Here is a 17,993-nt window from a genome sequence, read left to right as displayed (position 1 = left end):
GTGGTGCGTTCCACTCTACAGCCGGCCCGGAGCCATACTCTGCGCCAGGTCAAACCTGCCGGCTTATGCTGCTTTCTTCTCGTCGCGCAGTTGGCGGCGCAGGATCTTGCCGACATTGGTCTTCGGCAGTTCGTCCCGGAACTCAATGTACTTCGGCTTCTTGTAGGCGGTCAACTCGTGTTTGCAGAACTCGAGCAGCGCTTCCGCGGTCAGGTTCGGGTCCTTGCGGACAATGAACAATTTCACCGCTTCGCCGGAGTTCGCATCGGGTACGCCAACGCAAGCCACTTCGAGAACGCCCGGGTGGGCGGCAACCACGCCTTCCACTTCGTTCGGGTACACATTGAAGCCCGACACCAGGATCATGTCCTTCTTGCGGTCGACGATGCGCACGAAGCCTTTCTCGTCCATGATGCCAACGTCGCCGGTCTTGAAGAAGCCGTCAGCGGTGATCGACTTCGCGGTTTCGTCGGGACGGTTCCAGTAGCCGGCCATCACCTGCGGGCCGCGGATTGCAATCTCGCCGGCGGAGCCGAGCGGCACTTCCTTGCCGTCGTCGTCCAGGATCGCCAGGTCGGTGGAAGGGATCGGTACGCCGATGGTGCCGGTGAATTCCTTGATGTCGACGCGGTTGGCAGTCGCCACCGGCGAAGTCTCGGACAGGCCGTAGCCTTCGATGATCGGGGTGCCGGTCACTTTGAGCCAGCGGTCAGCCACCGACTGCTGCACAGCCATGCCGCCGCCGTTGCAGATCTTGTAGCTCGAGAAATCCAGCTTGTTGAAGTCCGGGTTGTTCAGCAGCGCGTTGTACAGCGTATTCACGGCCGGGAACACGGTCACCGGGTATTTGCCCAGCTCTTTCACGAAGCCCGGGATATCGCGCGGGTTCGGGATCAGGATATTCATGCCGCCCAGCTTCCAGCCCATGAAGCAGGAAATGGTCAGCGAGTAGATGTGGTACAGCGGCAGCGCGGCAACGAAGACCATCTGCTTGTCGCTCGGCGCCATCTGCAGCCAGGCTTCGTTCTGCAGCATGTTGGCCACCACGTTACTGTGCAGCAGGACTGCGCCCTTGGACACGCCGGTGGTGCCGCCGGTGTACTGCAGGAAGGCGATGTCGCCTGGCTTCTGGTCGGCCGGCTTGAGCGTCAGGCGCGAACCTTCGGACAGCACCTGCTTGAAGGTGACGTGGCCAGGGATATTCCAGGCCGGCACCATCTTCTTCACATTGCGCACCACGAAGTTGACGATCATGCCTTTCAGGCCGCCCAGCAGGTCGCCCATCGACGCCACGATCACATGCTTGACCGGAGTCGACGCCACGACTTGCTGCACGGTGGTGGCAAAGTTTTCCAGCACGATCACGGCTTCCGCGCCGGAGTCGTTCAGCTGGTGCTGCAGCTCGCGCGGGGTGTACAGCGGATTGACGTTCACCACCACATAACCGGCACGGATGATGCCCGCCAGCGCGACCGGGTATTGCAATACGTTAGGCAGCATGATGGCGACGCGCGCACCCGGCTTCAGGCCCTTGGACTGCAGCCAGGCACCGAACTGCTTCGACAGCTGGTCCACCTCGGAGTAGGTCAGGAACTTGTCCATGCAGACGTAAGCGTTGCGGCTTGCGTACTTCTGGAACGACTCCTCCATCAGGTGGGTCACGGAGCGGTACTGCGAAATATCGATCTCCGCAGGAACGCCTTCGGGATAAGACTTCAGCCAGATTTTTTCCATCGTATTGCCTTTCGTGTGCCTTGCCGCTTATGCGGCCTTCTTGTCGTCGGCAGGCTTCTCGTCGCGCAGCATGCGGCGCAGGATCTTGCCAACGTTCGTCTTCGGAAGCTCCGTGCGGAACTCGATATATTTCGGCTTCTTGTAGCCGGTCAGGTTTTGCTTGCAGTGCTCCATCAGCGCTTCGACGGTCAGGTTCGGGTCCTTCTTCACCACGAACACTTTTACCGCTTCGCCGGAATGCTCGTCCGGCACGCCGATGCAGGCGCATTCCAGCACGCCCGGATGCGCTGCCACCACGTCTTCGATTTCATTCGGATAGACATTGAAACCGGAGACCAGGATCATGTCCTTTTTGCGATCCACGATCTTGACGTAGCCGCGTTCGTCCATCACGCCCACGTCGCCGGATTTGAAGAAGCCGTCGGCCGTCATGACCTTGGCGGTTTCCTCCGGACGGTTCCAGTAGCCGGCCATCACCTGCGGACCGCGAATGGCGATTTCACCCGGGCTGCCCAGCGCCACTTCGTTGCCGGCATCGTCCAGGATCGTCACTTCGGTGGAAGGAATCGGCAAGCCGATCATGCCGGAGAAATCAGTACTGTCGAAACGGTTGGCGGTGGCCACCGGTGCGGTCTCGGACAAGCCGTAGCCTTCCACGATGGTGACGCCGGTTGCAGCCAGCCATTTGTCGGCCACGGCCTTCTGTACCGCCATGCCGCCGCCGTTGGCGACCTTCAGGCCGGAAAAGTCCAGCTTGGTGAAATCAGGATGGTTCAGCAGCGCGTTGTACAGCGTGTTCACGGCCGGCAGCATATTGAAGCGGTACTTGGCCAGCTCCTTGATAAAGCCGCCGATATCGCGCGGGTTCGGGATCAGCACATTCAGGCCGCCCTCGCGGATACCCCACATGGCGCACACGGTCAGCGCGAAGATGTGGTACAGCGGCAGCGCGCAAATGATGGTGCGTTCTTCCGGCGGCAGGTCGGCCAGCTTCGGCGCCGACCAGGCCTGCATCTGCAGCAGGTTGGCGATGATGTTGCGGTGGGTCAGGGTCGCGCCCTTCGACACGCCGGTGGTACCGCCGGTGTACTGCAGGAAGGCCACGTCTTCATGGCGCAATTCGACCGGGGTCAGCTTCATGCTGCGGGCATGGCCCAGCGCGTCCTTGAAGCGCACGGCGTTCGGCAGCGAGAACGGCGGCACCAGCTTCTTCACGTTGCGCACCACGAAGTTGACGATATGGCCTTTCAGGCCGCCCAGCATCTCGCCCATATTGGCGACGATGATGTGCTTGACCTGGGTGCGCGGCAGCACCTGCTCCAGGGTAGTCGCGAAATTCTCGAGGATGATAATGGCTTCCGCGCCGGAGTCGTTGAGCTGGTGCTCCAGCTCGCGCGGGGTGTACAGCGGATTGACGTTGACGACGGTGTAGCCGGCACGCAGGATGGCGGCGATGGCAATCGGGTATTGCAGCACGTTCGGCATCATGACAGCTACGCGCGCGCCCTTCTTCATGCCGCGGCTTTGCAGCCAGGCGCCAAGGCGCTTGGAGTGCTGGTCCAGATCGGCATAGGTGATGAATTTGTCCATGCACACGAAGGCATTGCGCGACGCGTACTTCTGGAACGATTCTTCAAGCAGGTGAACCAGGGAGCGGTATTGCGTAGCGTCGATTTCACTTGGTACGCCGGGAGGATACGACTTCAACCAGATTTTTTCCATCCTGTGCCTCTTTGTCTCAGTTTTATATATTTTTATTTGCGAAAATAGAACGGCCGTGCTTTCCCGCACTCTAGATGCTATCGTGCAGCATGACACAGGGCAAGCTATTTTCGGGGTTTGGAACTCGTCCTCTAGCGGGCCTCCGTGCTGCAAAGCAGCATAGATACAGCGTCAATTGACGGCGCCCGGTTCCTTGGCAGCGGCGGCCGTCGTAGTCTCAGTGGCTTGCGCCATTGAGCGCGCCAGTTCGTGCAGTCTGTCATGCCGTTCCACGGATGGCAGGTTGCTCATGCTCCGCACCGCAGCATAAAACTGCGGGAATGCCTTTTCCTTCACTAGTAAAGCACGGAAGCCTGGCAGCAGATCATTATAGGTTGCAACAGATGCCAAATGGGCATTATTCAATGGTTCTGCAAAGAATCGGTCGTAGCCGTTGTAGCCACCCCAATTGGCCTTGAGGACCTTGTAGCTCTCCTGCAGGGCGGCGAAGATGCGCAACTTTTCCTCGCGCTTCTTCTTGGCGCTGGCTTTGCTGGCATAGTTGTCCGCCAGCATTTGACGATGCTTCACCAGCAAGTCCATGAAGTCTTGGCGGCGCACGTTGTAGCGCGCGTAGGCTTCGCGCATGGCGTCGTTGCCATACAGCGCAAGCCAATGGTTGACGCCCGCTTCCTCCACCGCGGAAGCAAACGCTTCATTGAATTTGGAATCGCCCTGCACGTACACCACCTGGTGCGCCAGTTCGTGGAAGACCAGGCGCGCCAGCTCGGCATCGGAATGGTTGATGAAGGTGGACAGCAATGGATCGCTGAGCCAGCCCAGCGTGGAATAAGCCGGTACGCCGCCGACCTGCACGTCGTTGCCCTCCTTGCGCAGCTCCGCCGCATAGGCTTCGGCATCGGCCTTGTCATAGTAGCCGCGATAGCTGACACAGCCGGCAATCGGGAAACACCACTGTACCGGGCGCAGCGACAGCTCCGGCGTGGCGACCACATTCCACAGCACGTATTGCCGGTTCAGCGGCGCGTAGTTCTTGTAGCTGGAGTTGTCGGGCAGGCCAAGTTCCTTGACCGCAAATTTGCGGATCAGCTTGGCCTTTTCAAGACGGGCTTTGAGGTTCGGATCAGTGCCTGGATCGCCAATCCAGTCATCGACCGGACGCGCGTCAGACCAGAGCGCGTACTGGCCCTGGGCAGCCTGGAAGTAGTACTTGAATTGCGCACAACCGGCCAGGAGGGCGGCGCACACACCCGCCGTTGCCAGGTATCTGGCACGCAGTTTCAGGTGGGCTAACGTGCGCATAAATCATTCTCAGGGGGCTTTCTCGACTTGAACCAGTGTATCGTAAAACGTCGGTGCACGACCCATGTCAGTCAGTCGTTGGCTGGTCACCTCATTGGCGTTTTTGCCATCGCCTGCCAGCTTCTTCCACCAGATCGACAAGCCCACCACCAGGCCTTTGCGGGCCTTCGGCGTCACGCGCGCCTTGCACACGAAGGAGCCGCGATCGTTGAAGATGCGCACCATATCGCCGTGGTTGATGCCACGTGTTGCCGCATCGTCAGGGTTGATGTCGAGCTGGGGCTCGCCCTCGGTCGCCCGCAAGCTTTGCACGTTGACAAAGGTCGAATTGAGGAAGTTGCGTGCCGGCGGAGATATCATCGCAAGCGGGTATTTTGCCGCCAGTTCGGGGGAAGATGCTGCAGATTCATAGTTTGGGATATAGGCGGGCAACGGCTCCAGGCCATCCTTCTTCATGCTTTCTGAGTAGAACTCACATTTTCCTGATGGTGTGGGGAAATTGCCGCATGCAAAGGGCGCATCAGGAACTTCCAGTTTCTGCCAGCCCTTTTGCTTGAGTGACTCCCAGTCAAATTGCACGAACGCCACGGATGCCAGCGCGTCATCACTGTCGCGGAAGCATGGATCGTCAAAGCCCATGCGTGCCGCCAGCAAGCGGAAGATTTCAGTATTGGCCTTCGCCTCGCCCATCGGCGCGATGGCCGGGTTGTTGGCCATCATGTACAGGTGGCCGTAAGCGCTGTGCGCGTCGGTATGCTCCAGCTGCGTGGTGGCCGGCAGCACGATGTCGGCGTAGTCGGCGGTATCGGTCTGGAAATGTTCCAGCACCACCGTGAACAGGTCTTCGCGCGCAAAGCCGGCCTGTACCCTGGACGAATCGGGCGCCACCGCAAGCGGATTGGAGTTGTAGACGATGACCGCCTTGACCTGCGGCCCGAACTCCGGCGAGGCCGGACGGAGCAGGTCGTCGCCGATGGTCGTCATATTGATGGTGCGCGGCTGTTTCGCCAGCAAATCCGGGCGCTGCAGCGCAGCCAGGTTCTTCTTGAAGGTACCTGAAGCGGACAATTGCACGCCACCCGCCGCGTGGCGCCAGGCGCCCACCAGGGCTGGCAAACAAGAAATATTGCGCACGGCCATGCCGCCGCCATGCACCCGCTGCACGCCGTAATTCATGCGGATCGCCACCGGCTCGCCGCGCTTGGCAGTTTCGCCATACTCGCGCGCCAGGCCTTCCACTTCTGCAACTGTGATGCCGCAGGTCGCCGCCACGCGCTCAGGCGTCCATTCTGCCACGCGCTGGCGCAGCTGCTCGAAGCCGACCGTGTAGTCGGCGATGTAGGCGTGGTCCAGCAGGTCGTCGCGCACCAGGATGTGCATCAGGCCCAGCGCCAGCGCCGCGTCCGTGCCTGGCAGGACGGCGATGTGCTGGTGGCATTTCTCGGCCGTCAGCGAGCGGTACGGGTCGATGGCGATCAGCTTCGCGCCATTGCGCTTGGCTTCCTGGGCACGGGTCCAGAAATGCAGGTTGGATGCGATCGGGTTGCCGCCCCAGATGATGAGCAGCTTGGCATTCTGGAATTGCTCGATATCGGTACCGATCGAGGCGCCGACGGTGTATTTGTAGCCGGTAGCACCGGCCGTGGCGCAAATGGTGCGGTCCAGCAGCGAAGCGCCGATCTTGTGGAAGAAGCGGGACGACATCGAGTCGCCCTGCACCAGCCCCATGGTGCCGGCATAGCTGTATGGCAGGATGGCCTCCGGCTCGGTCGCGGCCAGCGGTTGCAGGCGCGCCGCGATCTCGTCCAGCGCCTGCTCCCAGCTGATGCGCTCGAACCTGCCCTCGCCCTTCCTGCCGACGCGGCGCATCGGGTACAGCAGGCGGTCCGGCGAATATGTGCGCTCGGTATAGCGGGAAACCTTGGTGCACAGCACCCCCGCGGTGGTCGGATGATCCGGATCGCCCTTCACCTCGGTCGCTACGCCGTCCTCAACGGTGACGAGCAGGGCGCAGGTATCGGGGCAATCGTGCGGGCAGGTGGCGCGGACTTGTGTGGATGACATCTTGATCTGGGTTAGCGACGGCTGAAAACAGTATCGTAAACGATTCCAGAAAATCGCATCGGGAGGCTAGAATGGCAAGTCCGATGGAGAACAAAAATGAAACTAATCGACCCGATTATCGCGTTTCAGTCCGAGTTGCAGCAGATCCGACGCGACCTGCATGCCCACCCGGAACTCTGCTATGAAGAAGAACGTACCGCCGATGTGGTTTGCGCCAAGCTGACCGAATGGGGCATCCCTTTCGAGCGCGGCCTGGGCAAGACCGGCGTGGTTGGCGTCATCAGGAACGGCACGTCCGGGCGCGCCATTGGCCTGCGCGCCGACATGGATGCCCTGCCTATGCAGGAGATCAATACCTTTGCGCACGCATCCAGGCACCCCGGCAAGATGCACGCTTGCGGCCATGACGGCCACACTGCCATGCTGCTGGGCGCGGCCCATCACCTGGCCAAACACCGCAATTTCGACGGTACTGTCTACCTGGTGTTCCAGCCGGCCGAAGAAGGCGGCGCCGGCGCGCGCGCAATGATCAAGGATGGCCTGTTCGAGCGCTTCCCGATGGATGCGATCTACGGCATGCATAACTGGCCCGGCATGGCGCAGGGCGCGCTGGGCGCCTGCGAAGGCCCGATGATGGCCTCGTCCAATGAATTCCACGTGACCGTGCGCGGCAAGGGCGCCCATGCGGCCCAGCCGCACAAGGGCATCGACCCGATCATGATCGCGGTGCAGATTGCGCAGGCCTGGCAGACCATCGTCACGCGCAACAAGAGCCCACTCGATACGGCCGTGCTGTCGATCACCCAGATCCACGCCGGCAGCGCCACCAACGTGATTCCGGACGATGCGAAGCTGGTCGGCACCGTGCGCACCTTCACCACCGACGTACTGGACATGGTGGAAAGGCGCATGCAGTCGCTGGCGCAAGGCATTGCCGCCGCCTTTGACGCCGAAGTGGAGTTCACCTTCCGCCGCAACTATCCGCCGCTGGTGAACCACGCCAAGGAAACCCGCTTCGCGCTGGACGTCATGAAGTCGGTGGTCGGCGAGGCTATGGTGGACGCCAACGTCGAACCGACCATGGGCGCCGAGGACTTCGCTTTCTTCCTGCAGGAGAAGCCGGGCTGCTACATCTTCATCGGCAACGGCGAAGGCGAGCACCGCGACGGCGGGCATGGCTTCGGTCCCTGCGTGCTGCACAACGCCAGCTACGATTTCAATGACCGCCTGCTGCCGATCGGCGCCAGCTTCTGGGTGCAGCTGGCAGAAGCGGCATTGCCGCCGGCGCGTTAAGCCTAAGGCAGCTTGTCGGCCTGCGTGCCGACCCGCACGCCATCATTCAGCCGCTCCAGCGCCAGCAGCGCGGCCGAATGGTCGGCGCGCGGATAAACATCCTTGATCGACTCATAGCGCTCGGTCACCAGGCTGGTGACCGGCAGCGCCACGCCGGCAGCTGCGGCAGCGGCGAGGATATTGTGCTGGTCCTTCAACTGCGTCAGCACCTGCCCGCCCGGCAGGAAGTTGCGCTCCAGCATGCGCTGGCCGTGCACCTCCAGCACGCGGCTTTCGGCAAAGCCGCCGCGGATCGCCTCGCGTACCGCCACCGGATCGGCGCCCGCCGCTTGCGCCAGCAGCAAGGCCTCCGCCACGATATTGATGGTGCCGCCGACGATCAGCTGGTTGCACAGCTTTGCCACCTGACCGCTGCCGGCCGGGCCAACCAGTTTCGGCTTGCCCATCGCTTCCAGTACCGGCCGCGCCGCTTCAAAGTCCGCCGCGCTGCCGCCCGCCATGATGGCCAGCGTGCCCGCCTGCGCCCCACCGACGCCGCCCGATACCGGCGCATCGATGAAGCGATGCCCGCGCGCCGCCAGCAGTGCGTGGAAAGCCTGCGCTTCGTCCTGGCGCGTCGAGCTCATATCAATCCACAGCGTATTGGGACGCAGCGCATCGGCCGCCGCTTCGATCACGCCGCCGACCGCATCGCCGGCAGACAGCATCGACACCACCACGGCGGCATCGGCCACGGCGTGCGGCAACACGTCGTCCGGATCGGCGCCGGCGGCAGCCAGTACGCCGGCCTTGCCGGCGGTGCGGTTCCATACCGTAACCGTGAAACCTGCTGCCAGCAGGCGGTGTACCATAGGCTCACCCATCAAGCCGATGCCAAGAAATGCGATTCGCAGAGGATGCGCCACGATAAGCTCCAGAAGTGCCAATATTGCAGTGATTCTAACAATTAAGGGGTCGCCTGAAAAAAATTCAGAACGAAAGTAAAATTGCCGGCATTGCCGCAGCAAATATTGAAGACTGCGGCAAGGACAAGAGAGAAAAATATGCAAATCAAAAAACTGCTCGCTGCTGCCGCGGCCACGCTCGTAGCGCAATCCGCTTTCGCCTTCGACATCAATTCCGCCTACGTGGAAGGCGGCTCGGCTTCCAAGATCCGCATGGTGCGCCTGGGCGCCACGCAGGACTTCAAGCCTGAATGGACCTGGTTCAATTCCAACGGGACCCACGTCACCGGTTACTGGGACGCCAGCATCGGTTTCTGGCAGGCCCGCCAGTGGCACAACATGCCTGGCGACAAAGAGAACCTGTTTGACGTCGGCTTTACCCCGGTCATCCGCTATGAGAATACCAGCAAGAAGGGCTTCTACGTTGAAGGCGGCATCGGCGCGCACGTGCTGTCCAAGACCTATTACAGCAACGATGACGGCCTGTCGACTGCGTTCCAGTTCGGCGACCATATCGCCGTTGGCTATGTGTTCGACAACAAGTGGGAAGTCGCCCTGAAGGCGCAGCACTACTCCAACGGTGGCATCAAGCGGCCGAACAGCGGCGTCGACCTAATCATGCTGAAAGCCGCCTACCGCTACTGATCTACTTCCTGCGGTAGCGCTGCAATCCCTTTGGCAGCAGGTTAAACACACGCACCATCGCGTGCAGCTGCCAGGGGAAAATGCAGTGCGCATCTCGTTCCGCGATCGCGCGTGCGATGCGGCGCACCGCCTCTTCTTCGGTCTGCAGGAAAGGCTTGCGCTGCGCACTTCCCCCGTTCAAATCCCTTAGTTTCTGCGTATCGACATAGCCCGGCACCACGGCCGTTACGCCGATCCCGTGCGGCGCCAGCGCCTTGCGGTAGGCATCGCTGATCGCAATCGCTGCGCGCTTGCTCGCGCTGTACAGGGAACCATTCGGGTATTCGTGCAGCAAGCCGGCAATCGACGCCACCACCACCAACTGGCCGCGCCCATTAGGCAGCATAGCCTGCGCAGCGGCATCGAATGCATGGCAAAGGCCGGACACATTGGTACGCACCACCGGCAGGCTGCGCATCGGATCCTGCGCCAGCGCATTTGCATCGGCATACTGGCCGGCAGTGACCACCAGCAGGTCAAGTCCTTCTTCCGCAAAATCACTGACCGCATCGAATACCGACTGGCGGTCGCCGATGTCGAAACCATAGCGGCGCAAGCCTGCGTGCGCAGTGATCGGATTGCCATCCAGCCGAGAGGGGTCGCGGCCACACACTGCCAATTGCACACCCTGCTGCGCGTAGTGTTTTGCCAGCGCCAGCCCGATGCCGCTGGTGCCGCCGATGATCATTACCCTCATTTACTTCCTCTGTTAAACCTTGTTTCGTGCCGCAGGCGCAGCCCAGGCCTGGCATATGCTTCGATGCCGCGCTGGTAGCCGTACTGCCATTGCGCTTCCACGTCTTGCGCATATGCGGCAAGGCTGTGCGGCATCTCGAGCCTGATACGGTTGCCCAGCCAGTCGATGCGCTTGCGCATGCCGCTGCCGCGCAAGGCGCGCGAGATGTCGCTGGTATCAACCCAGGCGTGGGCATGCTGGGCGTGCACGTGCTTCAGGCGCGCGTTGCCGTCGATACCGAGCACCTGGCGCAGGGCAGGAATCGCCAGCACCTGGCCGAAAGGCGGTTTGGCCTCCATCGTCACGTGCCTGGCCAGTCCATGCGCAATCTCGATCGGGAACAGGTCGATCACGCCGCCCATATAGTGTTCGCCGCCATGCGCATGGCAGGCGAAGTACAGCATATCGGTGATCGAACTGCGCACCGCATCGGCGATCGGCATGGTGCTGTCCAATAGCAGACCGGGAGCAACCGCGCCGCAACTCCATGCCGGTGAACTGGCCGGCGCCTGCCATCCCTCCAGCAGGCCGCAAGCGCGGTCGGGGCCTAGGACGACTTCCGCAAACAGCGGACGTTCTCCCCGCATTTGGCCTGTGTGCTCGCGGCGAAACAGCAGCTTGGCCGCTACGATGGCAAGCGCCGTGTGCGATTGCGCACTGGCCGGCAAAGGCAGCTCCCCTGGCAATTCAAACATGTAATCGTCGAACACGTCCGGCACACGCTTCGCGCGGCCGTGCGACAGCCCGCGCAGCAAGGCCGCACCCAGTACCGGCAGCGGACGCACATGCGGTGCCGCGTGCATACGGCACAGGAACCGGTACATCGCGGGCGAGACGAGCCACTGCTTGCGCTGCTCGGCATCCGGCAAGGCATGGATGATTGCCGCCGCCAGCGAACCGCCGCAACTGGCGAGGATGATGTCGGGCGCCATGCCGCTGTCTTCCGCCGCTGCGTGCATGCCCAGGTAATAGCCGAAGCGGAATCCGCCGCCCGCCATCACCATGCAGCGCTCGTACTTTTGATCTTCACTCATATCGCGTGACATAATGCCATGAATGCAACTCCTGCACCTGATCATCAATGCCCTGTTATTCGGGCTTTGCTACACGCTCACGAACCTTGCTGCCGAAGCGGCGCAGGTCCAGCGCACGCTGGCGCTTCCGTTCGAGCAGGCCATTCCGTTCCTGCCGTGGATGATCATTCCCTATGCCAGCTCCGGCCCCTTGCTGGCCTGGGCCTTCTTCAAGGTTCGCAAAGGAGACTCCCTGCGCGCCTATAGCCGCCGCCTGATGCTCTCCACCGTCGCAGCCGGCCTGGTGTTCGCTGTCCTCCCGGCGCGCTTCCCTGCCGGCAGGATGGTGCCAGAGCACGGCTTGCTCCAGCTAGCCTATGGCTTGCTTGACGCATCGGACCGTCCCTACAACCAGTTCCCGTCCCTGCACATAACCTACTGCATCCTGCTGTGGCTCGCGCTGCGGCCAGCCATCGTAAGCCGTACCTGGCGCATTGCGCTGGCCTGCTGGCTGCTGCTGGTTGGCGCCAGCACGCTCCTGACCTGGCAGCATGCCGTTGCCGATATCGCAGGCGGCATCGTCCTTTCAGGCATCGCCTGCCGTGCGGTGCGTCCCGGCGCCACTGCACGCCAAAGCCTCTCGTTCTATTACGCCATCATGGCCGGACTGGCCTTGCTGGCAGCCAGCCTGTTCGCCCCCGCGTGGCCATGGATTTACCTGGCGGCCAGCCTGCTGCTGGTGGCATTGGCGTACGCCCGCCGCAATGCATCCTTCCTGCGCAAACAGCAAGGCCGGCATCCGGCCTGGATCTGGCTGCTGTTCTGGCCCTACCTTGCCGGCTACGCCGCAACATGGCAGCTGGTACGCTGGCGCCACCGCGGCAAACCCGCGTTCGCGAAGGCGGCCGACGGTTTATGGGTAGGCCGCCGCCTGAGCTCCAGCGAGGCGCTGCAACTGCCGCCTGGCTGCAGCGTCATCGACCTGAGCGCAGAACTCAGTGAAACCGGTGCGCTGCGCCGCGGCCATTACCGCCACATCCCCTTACTGGACCTGCAGGCGCCCAGCCGCAAGCAGGTTCGCGCCATCCTTGCAGCTATCGACACGGAGCGCAGGCAGGACCGCCCGGTCTACCTGCACTGTGCGATGGGTTATAGCCGCAGCCGATTTATCGCCCGTATCTACCTTGACTCTTACACGCCATGAGCATCTCGATCTACCAGCTTAAACCGCGTTTTCAGCAATTGCTGCGTCCATTCCTCAACCTGCTCACGCGGATCGGCATCACGCCGAACCAGGTCACGCTGGCAGCAATGATGCTGTCCGTGGGTTACGGTGCTGCGCTGGCATTGGCACCGCAGTGCCTCGGCCTGTGGCTGGGCCTGCCTTTCTTCCTCCTGCTGCGCATGGCGCTCAACGCCATCGACGGCATGCTGGCAAATGCGACCGGCAACAAGACCGCCCTGGGCGCCTTGCTCAACGAGTTGTGCGACCAGGTATCGGACGCCGCCCTGTATCTGCCGGTCGCCCTGCTGGCTGGCGTCTCTGCGCACCTGGTGGTGCTGGTCGTCGTACTCGCACTGCTGGCGGAGTTCGCCGGTGTCCTGGCCAGCAGCATCGGCGTCCCTCGCCGCTTCGATGGACCGATGGGGAAAAGCGACCGCGCCTTTGCTTTCGGCCTGCTTGGCCTGCTCGAGTGGGCAGGCGTTGCGCCGTTCTGGCACAACGCCCTGCTTGCCGCGGTCCTGGTGCTGTCTCTGGTGACGGTATTTAACCGGGTGCGCCAGGCGCTGATGCTTTCTCCGCTAGAGACACTGTAAAAATCCCTTCCAGCCCGATACTGGTACGCAGTTTGCGGCAGCCGGCCAGCGCAACCAGGCCATCCATCTCGGCCTGCACGCGCGGACGCATGCGCCATGGCTCGCCGCGGTGGTTGTTCAGCGTGTAGGCGATCATGTCCAGTTGCGGATGCCACGGCTGGCCGGTGTACAGCAAGCTGCCGCCTTCGCGCAGGCTGGCCGAAACTCCGCCTAGCGATTTCAGCACCAGCGCGTTGTCGCTGAACAGCTCATACAGGCCGGAAACAATGGCGATGTCGTAGCGTCCTTCCTGGCCTTTGTAGCTGTCGGCGTCGAAGGCGTCGCGGCGACAGTACTCGATGCGGGCGCTGATCTTCAGCTGTTCCGCCAACCGCTTCGCCTGGTCCAGGTTGTGCTGCTCGTAGTCGCACAGCGTGAGCTCGATCTCGCGGTCCTGGAAACGCTTGACGGTCTCCAGCACGTATCGCGCGGAACCTGCGGCAATATCGAGGATGCGCAGCGGGCCCGGGGCCTGGTGCGCCGCGATCTGCTCGGCCAGCATCTGCTGCATCTGCACCTTGCGCAGGCGGATGCCGCGCCAGCCCACCGCATCCAGGTAGCCGCGGTCCATCATGCCGCCAAAACCAAGCTTGCCGCCGGCCTGGTTGCGATACACATAGTCCAGCGACTCGCCCGAATCAAAACCGTGACGCAGGCCGATCTTCATACCGTCGCTCAGCGGCCCCATTACCTTCAGCATGTTTCGCTGCACGCCGAACCATGCCCGCGTCAGCGCATTGCCGGTCTGGTTGTTCACCAGCGCCGCGTAGTGTTGCGCACCCTGTCCCTGGCGATCAGCTGCCGCGAAACGCTGCGGTGATGCCGGCCTCGAAGCGAAGCATTCATCGATAAAGGCGCGGCTCGCCTGCATCGCGACGGAAGTGTCTTCCTCGTAGAAGATGGCGTGGCGGCAGCGCTGCAGCCTGACGTAGCGTTTCACTGGCGACGACAGCCGGTCGAAGAACAGCTTTTGCGGCGCCTCATGCACCACGTAATCCTGGTCCGCCGCCAGCATCAACACCGGCGTATCGATGGCGGCTGCATCGTGCACGATGCGCTGCGCCGTATCGGCAAGTTCAAGCAGGATCTGGGCCGAGATGCTCTTGGCGATCAGCGGGTCCTCGCCGTAGGCGCGAGCCTGCTCTGCCGAATGCGTCAGCATGGTCGGGCGAATATAGCTGGTGACGAACAGATCCGGCTTAAAGCGCCGTGCGAAACGCAGGCCCGGTTTCGCCAGCGGAACGTAAAGCTTGATCGCAAAGGCGGCGGCAGCCATGACCAGGCCGCGTACCTGCGGCGCATAGTCATGCAGCCAGGTCGCAGCCACCACGGCACCCACGCTGTTGGCCACCACCAGCACATCCTCGATCGCGAAGCCATGTTTGCTGCAGATGTGGTGCACGAAAGTATCAAGGTCGTCCACCATCGTGGCGAAGCTAGGCGCCGAACCGCGTTCGCCCGGCGAGTAGCCATGCCCGCGCGCATCGTAAGCGAACGCCCAGTCACCGTGGAAGCCGAATTGCTCAACCAGCGCGCCGATACGGCCGGAATGCTCATGCCCGCGATGCAGGAAGACCAATGCGCGCGGCGCTCCGCTGCGTGGCGCCAGCGGCATCCAGCTCCGGTAGAACAGGCGCGTACCGTCGGCCGCGGCAAATCCGGACTGGCTCTCGCTCCAGGCCAGGCCCCGTTCAATCTTCATTCTTTTTTCCTTATCGATAATTGAGCAACAGGTACAGCAGGGGGGCCGTAACCACCAGGCTGTCCGCGCGGTCCAGCATCCCGCCATGGCCGGGAATCAGGTTTGAAAAATCCTTGATGCCTAGCTTGCGTTTCGCCGCGGAGAACATCACGTCGCCGGCAAAGCCGCCAACCGACAGCAGCACGGCGATTGCCGCCAGCCAGGCTGGCTGGCCCAAGCCGAAGTAGGCGCCCATGCCCAGCGACAGCAGGGCGGAAACCACAACTCCGCCCAGCAAGCCTTGCCAGGTTTTTTGCGGGCTGATCTGGGGAACGATTTTCTGCTTGCCGAACAGTTTGCCGCTGGTGAACTGGGCGATGTCGTTCAAGGCGGTCACGATGAACAGGTAAAACAGCCAGGACAGGTTCACCTTCGGCCCGAACGGCAGGTGCACAAACGCGGGGACGAAGCTGACACCAAAGCAGGTCACTGCAAACAGCAGCCAGGGCAGCGCAGCGAGCTTGCGTGAATGCCAGAGGTACGCAGCGGCAGCGACGCTGGCCAGTGCAAACGCCGCAGGCAAGGAAGAAGGCGAGTACGCGCCAGCGATAACGGCAGCGAACAGGCTCGCAGCCGCGGCGGCCAGAAAGCGGCCGGCAGCTCGACCGCAGTAAGGCGCAAGCTCCCGCGCAGCCAAGCCGCAAATGACGAGTGCCAGCAGCGGCGCACCCACCGGGTACAGGATCAAGCCGCAGCTTACAACGGGGAAGATGAACCACCAGGCATTCACCTGGTCGCGCAATTGGCTGGTACGCGAGCCAAGCGCCAATCCCACGCCTGTGGAGACCACACCCAGCAGCACGTACAAGGCAGCCATGGCGTATCCAAGCTGCGTCGTGAAAATTCCATTCATGACTTGCATTTTGCCAACAACTAGCCGATGCACAATCACACATTGTCACGAAGGGCAAAAAAAACCGCCAGGTTGTCCTGGCGGTTCCTGTGCGTCGCTGCGCGGCTTATTCTGCCACGTCGGCACCCACGTTAATGGCAGCATAGGCGCGCTGGACTGCTTTCGCCTCGGCGCTATTGGCGCCGTATAGTTCCTGCGCTGCTGCCAGCACTTTCAAACGAGCGTCTGCGTAATTGGTCGACGAGGTGAACTTGGTGGTGTTCGCACGGAACCAGATACGGTAGGCCTTGTCGATGCCGATACCGGTCATGGCCTTAGGCTGTTGGGTCAAGTATTGCGAATAGGTGTCACTGCCCACGGTAGCGCTGGAGCCCATGGCCAGGAAATAGAACATTCGGTTGTTCGGACCGCTGCTGTAGTGCACGTCCAGGCGCTTGATGGTGGACTTCCATGCATCAGGCGATTTGCCATCCTTGCTTGGCTTGTACAGCCAGCGCAGCGGCTGGCCATTCTTCGCAATTTCCTTGCCCATCACCCAGTCGTTGCTCGATGGGACGGGCAGCGAAGTACCGGTGCCGCCGGCGCGTGCATAGGCTTCCACGGCTTCGCCCGAGATGTCGGATGAAGACTCATTCAGGCCGCCGGATTCGCCCCGGTAGGTCAGGTTGGAAGTGGCAGCAGTGATGCCGTGGCCCATTTCGTGGCCGATCACATCGATCGAACCCAGGTTGTTGAAGTAGCTGCCGCCGTCGCCGATGAACATGCACTTGCAGCTGTCGGAGTAGTAAGCGTTGTCGTAAGCGGTGTTGACGTGGACGGCAATATAGGTCGCGGTATTGTTACCGTCGAGCGAGGACCAGTTCAGCACATTCTTGTGCATGTCGTAGGTATTCATCAGGCCCCACAGCGCATTCACCGCAGCGGTCTGGCCGTTGGCATTGGTGGTGCTGCCGCCGGCAATGTACTGCTGGCCGTCGCCCCAGACATTGGTGGCATTGCTGTATACCGCGCCGGCGCTGGTGCCATGGTTGGCATTGGTGATCGCCATCGCACCGAAGGTCCCGCCGGTGCCGCGGCTGCCATCGATCATCTTGTACACGCCGCCGGACAGGGTGGTGTTGATAGGCACGTCGCCGTTGTACTGGCTGTGGCCGGTACCGACCACATTCTGCATCGCGCTCCACTGGTCGAGGATGCGGCCGTCGCGGGCGCTGACAATGGTGTCGTAGAAGCCGCCATGGTGGCGGGTTTTCACCACGTAGGCCAGCTCATGACCGGCAACGACGTCCTGCACATCGACGGCATTCAGGTCTGCTTCAGCTTTGTTCTCGGCGCCGGCGGCACGCACGGTCTTCACGATAGGGAAGATGACCAGTTCGGCGGATGGCGGGTCGATCTCGGCGCCGGCGGCAACCATGTTGCGGCGGGCCTTGGCAATGGCTTCCTTGCCGCTAATGGACGGCTTGACATCGAAGCGCTTGCCCGTCAGGCCCTGGCGGCGTTCGCCAACCGATTCACTGACGATGTTGCCGCCCTGGTCGGTGACCACAACGGATTCGGATTCAAAAATGCGCACACCCTTGTAGGTGTGATTCACCCGGCTGATTGCCCTCCCCTGTTCGCCGGGGTGCTGGCTGGCGATGGAGTAACCATGGTCGGCATCCAGGCCATACTTGCCCCGCTCACCGTTCAGGGTCGACACCAGGCGCGCTTTCTCCTGGGCGGAGAAGGCAACCGGGCTGGCCATCATGTTTGGGGCGGCGCCGGCGTTGGCAGCAACCATGGCGATCGCGGCTGCGATCAAGCTTGTGCGAAATTCCATTTCTGTCTCCAAATGTCCCGATGAGGTGGGGTGTTATAGGGAATCTAACACTATCGGGACCCGAAGGCTGAGTCAAAATTTCTACAAATTGAGACATATTTGTGTTGCTTGTCTCGAACGCAACACGCGGAAAAGCAAAAAGCCCGCTGGCACATGCCTAGCGGGCTTTTCTAATAAGAGCCTGACGATAACCTACTTTCACACTGGTTGCAGCACTATCATCGGCGC

14 protein-coding genes are annotated in these 17,993 nt (G+C 61.9%); 4 read left to right on the top strand and 10 right to left on the bottom strand.

Annotated features, from left to right (window positions below; genetic code table 11):
• Window positions 1-63 precede the first annotated feature (63 nt).
• From ASE26_RS26950 to ASE26_RS26935, 4 genes are all read right to left on the bottom strand, one after another.
• The gene (locus tag ASE26_RS26950; protein WP_057247287.1) at window positions 64-1,734 is read right to left on the bottom strand and encodes a long-chain-fatty-acid--CoA ligase; all 1,671 of its coding nucleotides are present in this window, start codon (window positions 1,732-1,734) and stop codon (window positions 64-66) included.
• A 27-nt stretch (window positions 1,735-1,761) separates the two neighbouring features.
• Entirely contained in the window at window positions 1,762-3,456 is a 1,695-nt protein-coding gene (locus ASE26_RS26945) for a long-chain fatty acid--CoA ligase (RefSeq protein WP_057247286.1), read from the bottom strand.
• A gap of 171 nt (window positions 3,457-3,627) precedes the next feature.
• A complete protein-coding gene (locus ASE26_RS26940; protein WP_055934431.1) occupies window positions 3,628-4,758 on the bottom strand; it encodes an aminopeptidase in 1,131 nt (376 codons plus the stop codon).
• A gap of 9 nt (window positions 4,759-4,767) precedes the next feature.
• The gene (locus ASE26_RS26935) at window positions 4,768-6,822 is read right to left on the bottom strand and encodes a molybdopterin-dependent oxidoreductase (RefSeq protein ID WP_055934433.1); all 2,055 of its coding nucleotides are present in this window, start codon (window positions 6,820-6,822) and stop codon (window positions 4,768-4,770) included.
• A 96-nt stretch (window positions 6,823-6,918) separates the two neighbouring features.
• Between ASE26_RS26935 and ASE26_RS26930 the strand changes: the two genes are divergently transcribed.
• Window positions 6,919-8,115 (top strand): M20 aminoacylase family protein, encoded by a 1,197-nt coding sequence (locus ASE26_RS26930; protein WP_055934435.1) that lies wholly within the window; start codon window positions 6,919-6,921, stop codon window positions 8,113-8,115.
• A gap of 2 nt (window positions 8,116-8,117) precedes the next feature.
• On the opposite strand, the gene ASE26_RS26925 is transcribed toward ASE26_RS26930, so the two are convergent.
• Window positions 8,118-9,008, bottom strand: a complete 891-nt coding sequence (locus ASE26_RS26925; protein ID WP_255357567.1) for an NAD(P)-dependent oxidoreductase — start codon at window positions 9,006-9,008, stop codon at window positions 8,118-8,120.
• A gap of 150 nt (window positions 9,009-9,158) precedes the next feature.
• On the opposite strand from ASE26_RS26925, the gene ASE26_RS26920 reads away from it, so the two are divergent.
• Complete coding sequence (locus ASE26_RS26920; RefSeq protein WP_055934440.1) at window positions 9,159-9,704, top strand: acyloxyacyl hydrolase; 546 nt, start codon at window positions 9,159-9,161, stop codon at window positions 9,702-9,704.
• A 1-nt stretch (window position 9,705) separates the two neighbouring features.
• On the opposite strand, the gene ASE26_RS26915 is transcribed toward ASE26_RS26920, so the two are convergent.
• Together ASE26_RS26915 and ASE26_RS26910 are read right to left on the bottom strand one after the other, a co-directional pair.
• Window positions 9,706-10,440, bottom strand: coding sequence for an SDR family oxidoreductase (locus ASE26_RS26915; RefSeq protein ID WP_082507453.1), 735 nt, complete (start codon window positions 10,438-10,440; stop codon window positions 9,706-9,708).
• Complete coding sequence (locus ASE26_RS26910; protein ID WP_082507454.1) at window positions 10,437-11,513, bottom strand: patatin-like phospholipase family protein; 1,077 nt, start codon at window positions 11,511-11,513, stop codon at window positions 10,437-10,439. The genes ASE26_RS26915 and ASE26_RS26910 overlap by 4 nt, the downstream gene beginning before the upstream one ends.
• 22 nt (window positions 11,514-11,535) lie before the next feature.
• Between ASE26_RS26910 and ASE26_RS26905 the strand changes: the two genes are divergently transcribed.
• Complete coding sequence (locus tag ASE26_RS26905; RefSeq protein ID WP_055934445.1) at window positions 11,536-12,696, top strand: phosphatase PAP2 family protein; 1,161 nt, start codon at window positions 11,536-11,538, stop codon at window positions 12,694-12,696.
• Window positions 12,693-13,310 (top strand): CDP-alcohol phosphatidyltransferase family protein, encoded by a 618-nt coding sequence (locus tag ASE26_RS26900; RefSeq protein WP_055934447.1) that lies wholly within the window; start codon window positions 12,693-12,695, stop codon window positions 13,308-13,310. The genes ASE26_RS26905 and ASE26_RS26900 overlap by 4 nt, the downstream gene beginning before the upstream one ends.
• Here ASE26_RS26900 and ASE26_RS26895 read toward each other — a convergent pair.
• From ASE26_RS26895 to ASE26_RS26885, 3 genes are all read right to left on the bottom strand, one after another.
• On the bottom strand, window positions 13,261-15,051 hold the full coding sequence (locus ASE26_RS26895; RefSeq protein WP_055934449.1) for a bifunctional alpha/beta hydrolase/class I SAM-dependent methyltransferase: 1,791 nt from the start codon (window positions 15,049-15,051) through the stop codon (window positions 13,261-13,263). The two genes, ASE26_RS26900 and ASE26_RS26895, sit on opposite strands and share 50 nt — an antisense overlap.
• A gap of 10 nt (window positions 15,052-15,061) precedes the next feature.
• Window positions 15,062-15,907: a phosphatidate cytidylyltransferase gene (locus tag ASE26_RS26890; RefSeq protein WP_162246590.1), complete on the bottom strand. Its 846-nt coding sequence runs from the start codon at window positions 15,905-15,907 to the stop codon at window positions 15,062-15,064.
• A gap of 142 nt (window positions 15,908-16,049) precedes the next feature.
• Complete coding sequence (locus ASE26_RS26885) at window positions 16,050-17,765, bottom strand: M4 family metallopeptidase (protein ID WP_057247285.1); 1,716 nt, start codon at window positions 17,763-17,765, stop codon at window positions 16,050-16,052.
• Window positions 17,766-17,993 lie beyond the last annotated feature (228 nt).

It is taken from the genome of Duganella sp. Root198D2, from assembly GCF_001428585.1.
Taxonomy (GTDB): Bacteria; Pseudomonadota; Gammaproteobacteria; order Burkholderiales; family Burkholderiaceae_D; genus Rugamonas.
Note: the sequence above shows the minus strand (reverse complement) of the source record. Positions and strands in the feature narration are given on the sequence as shown.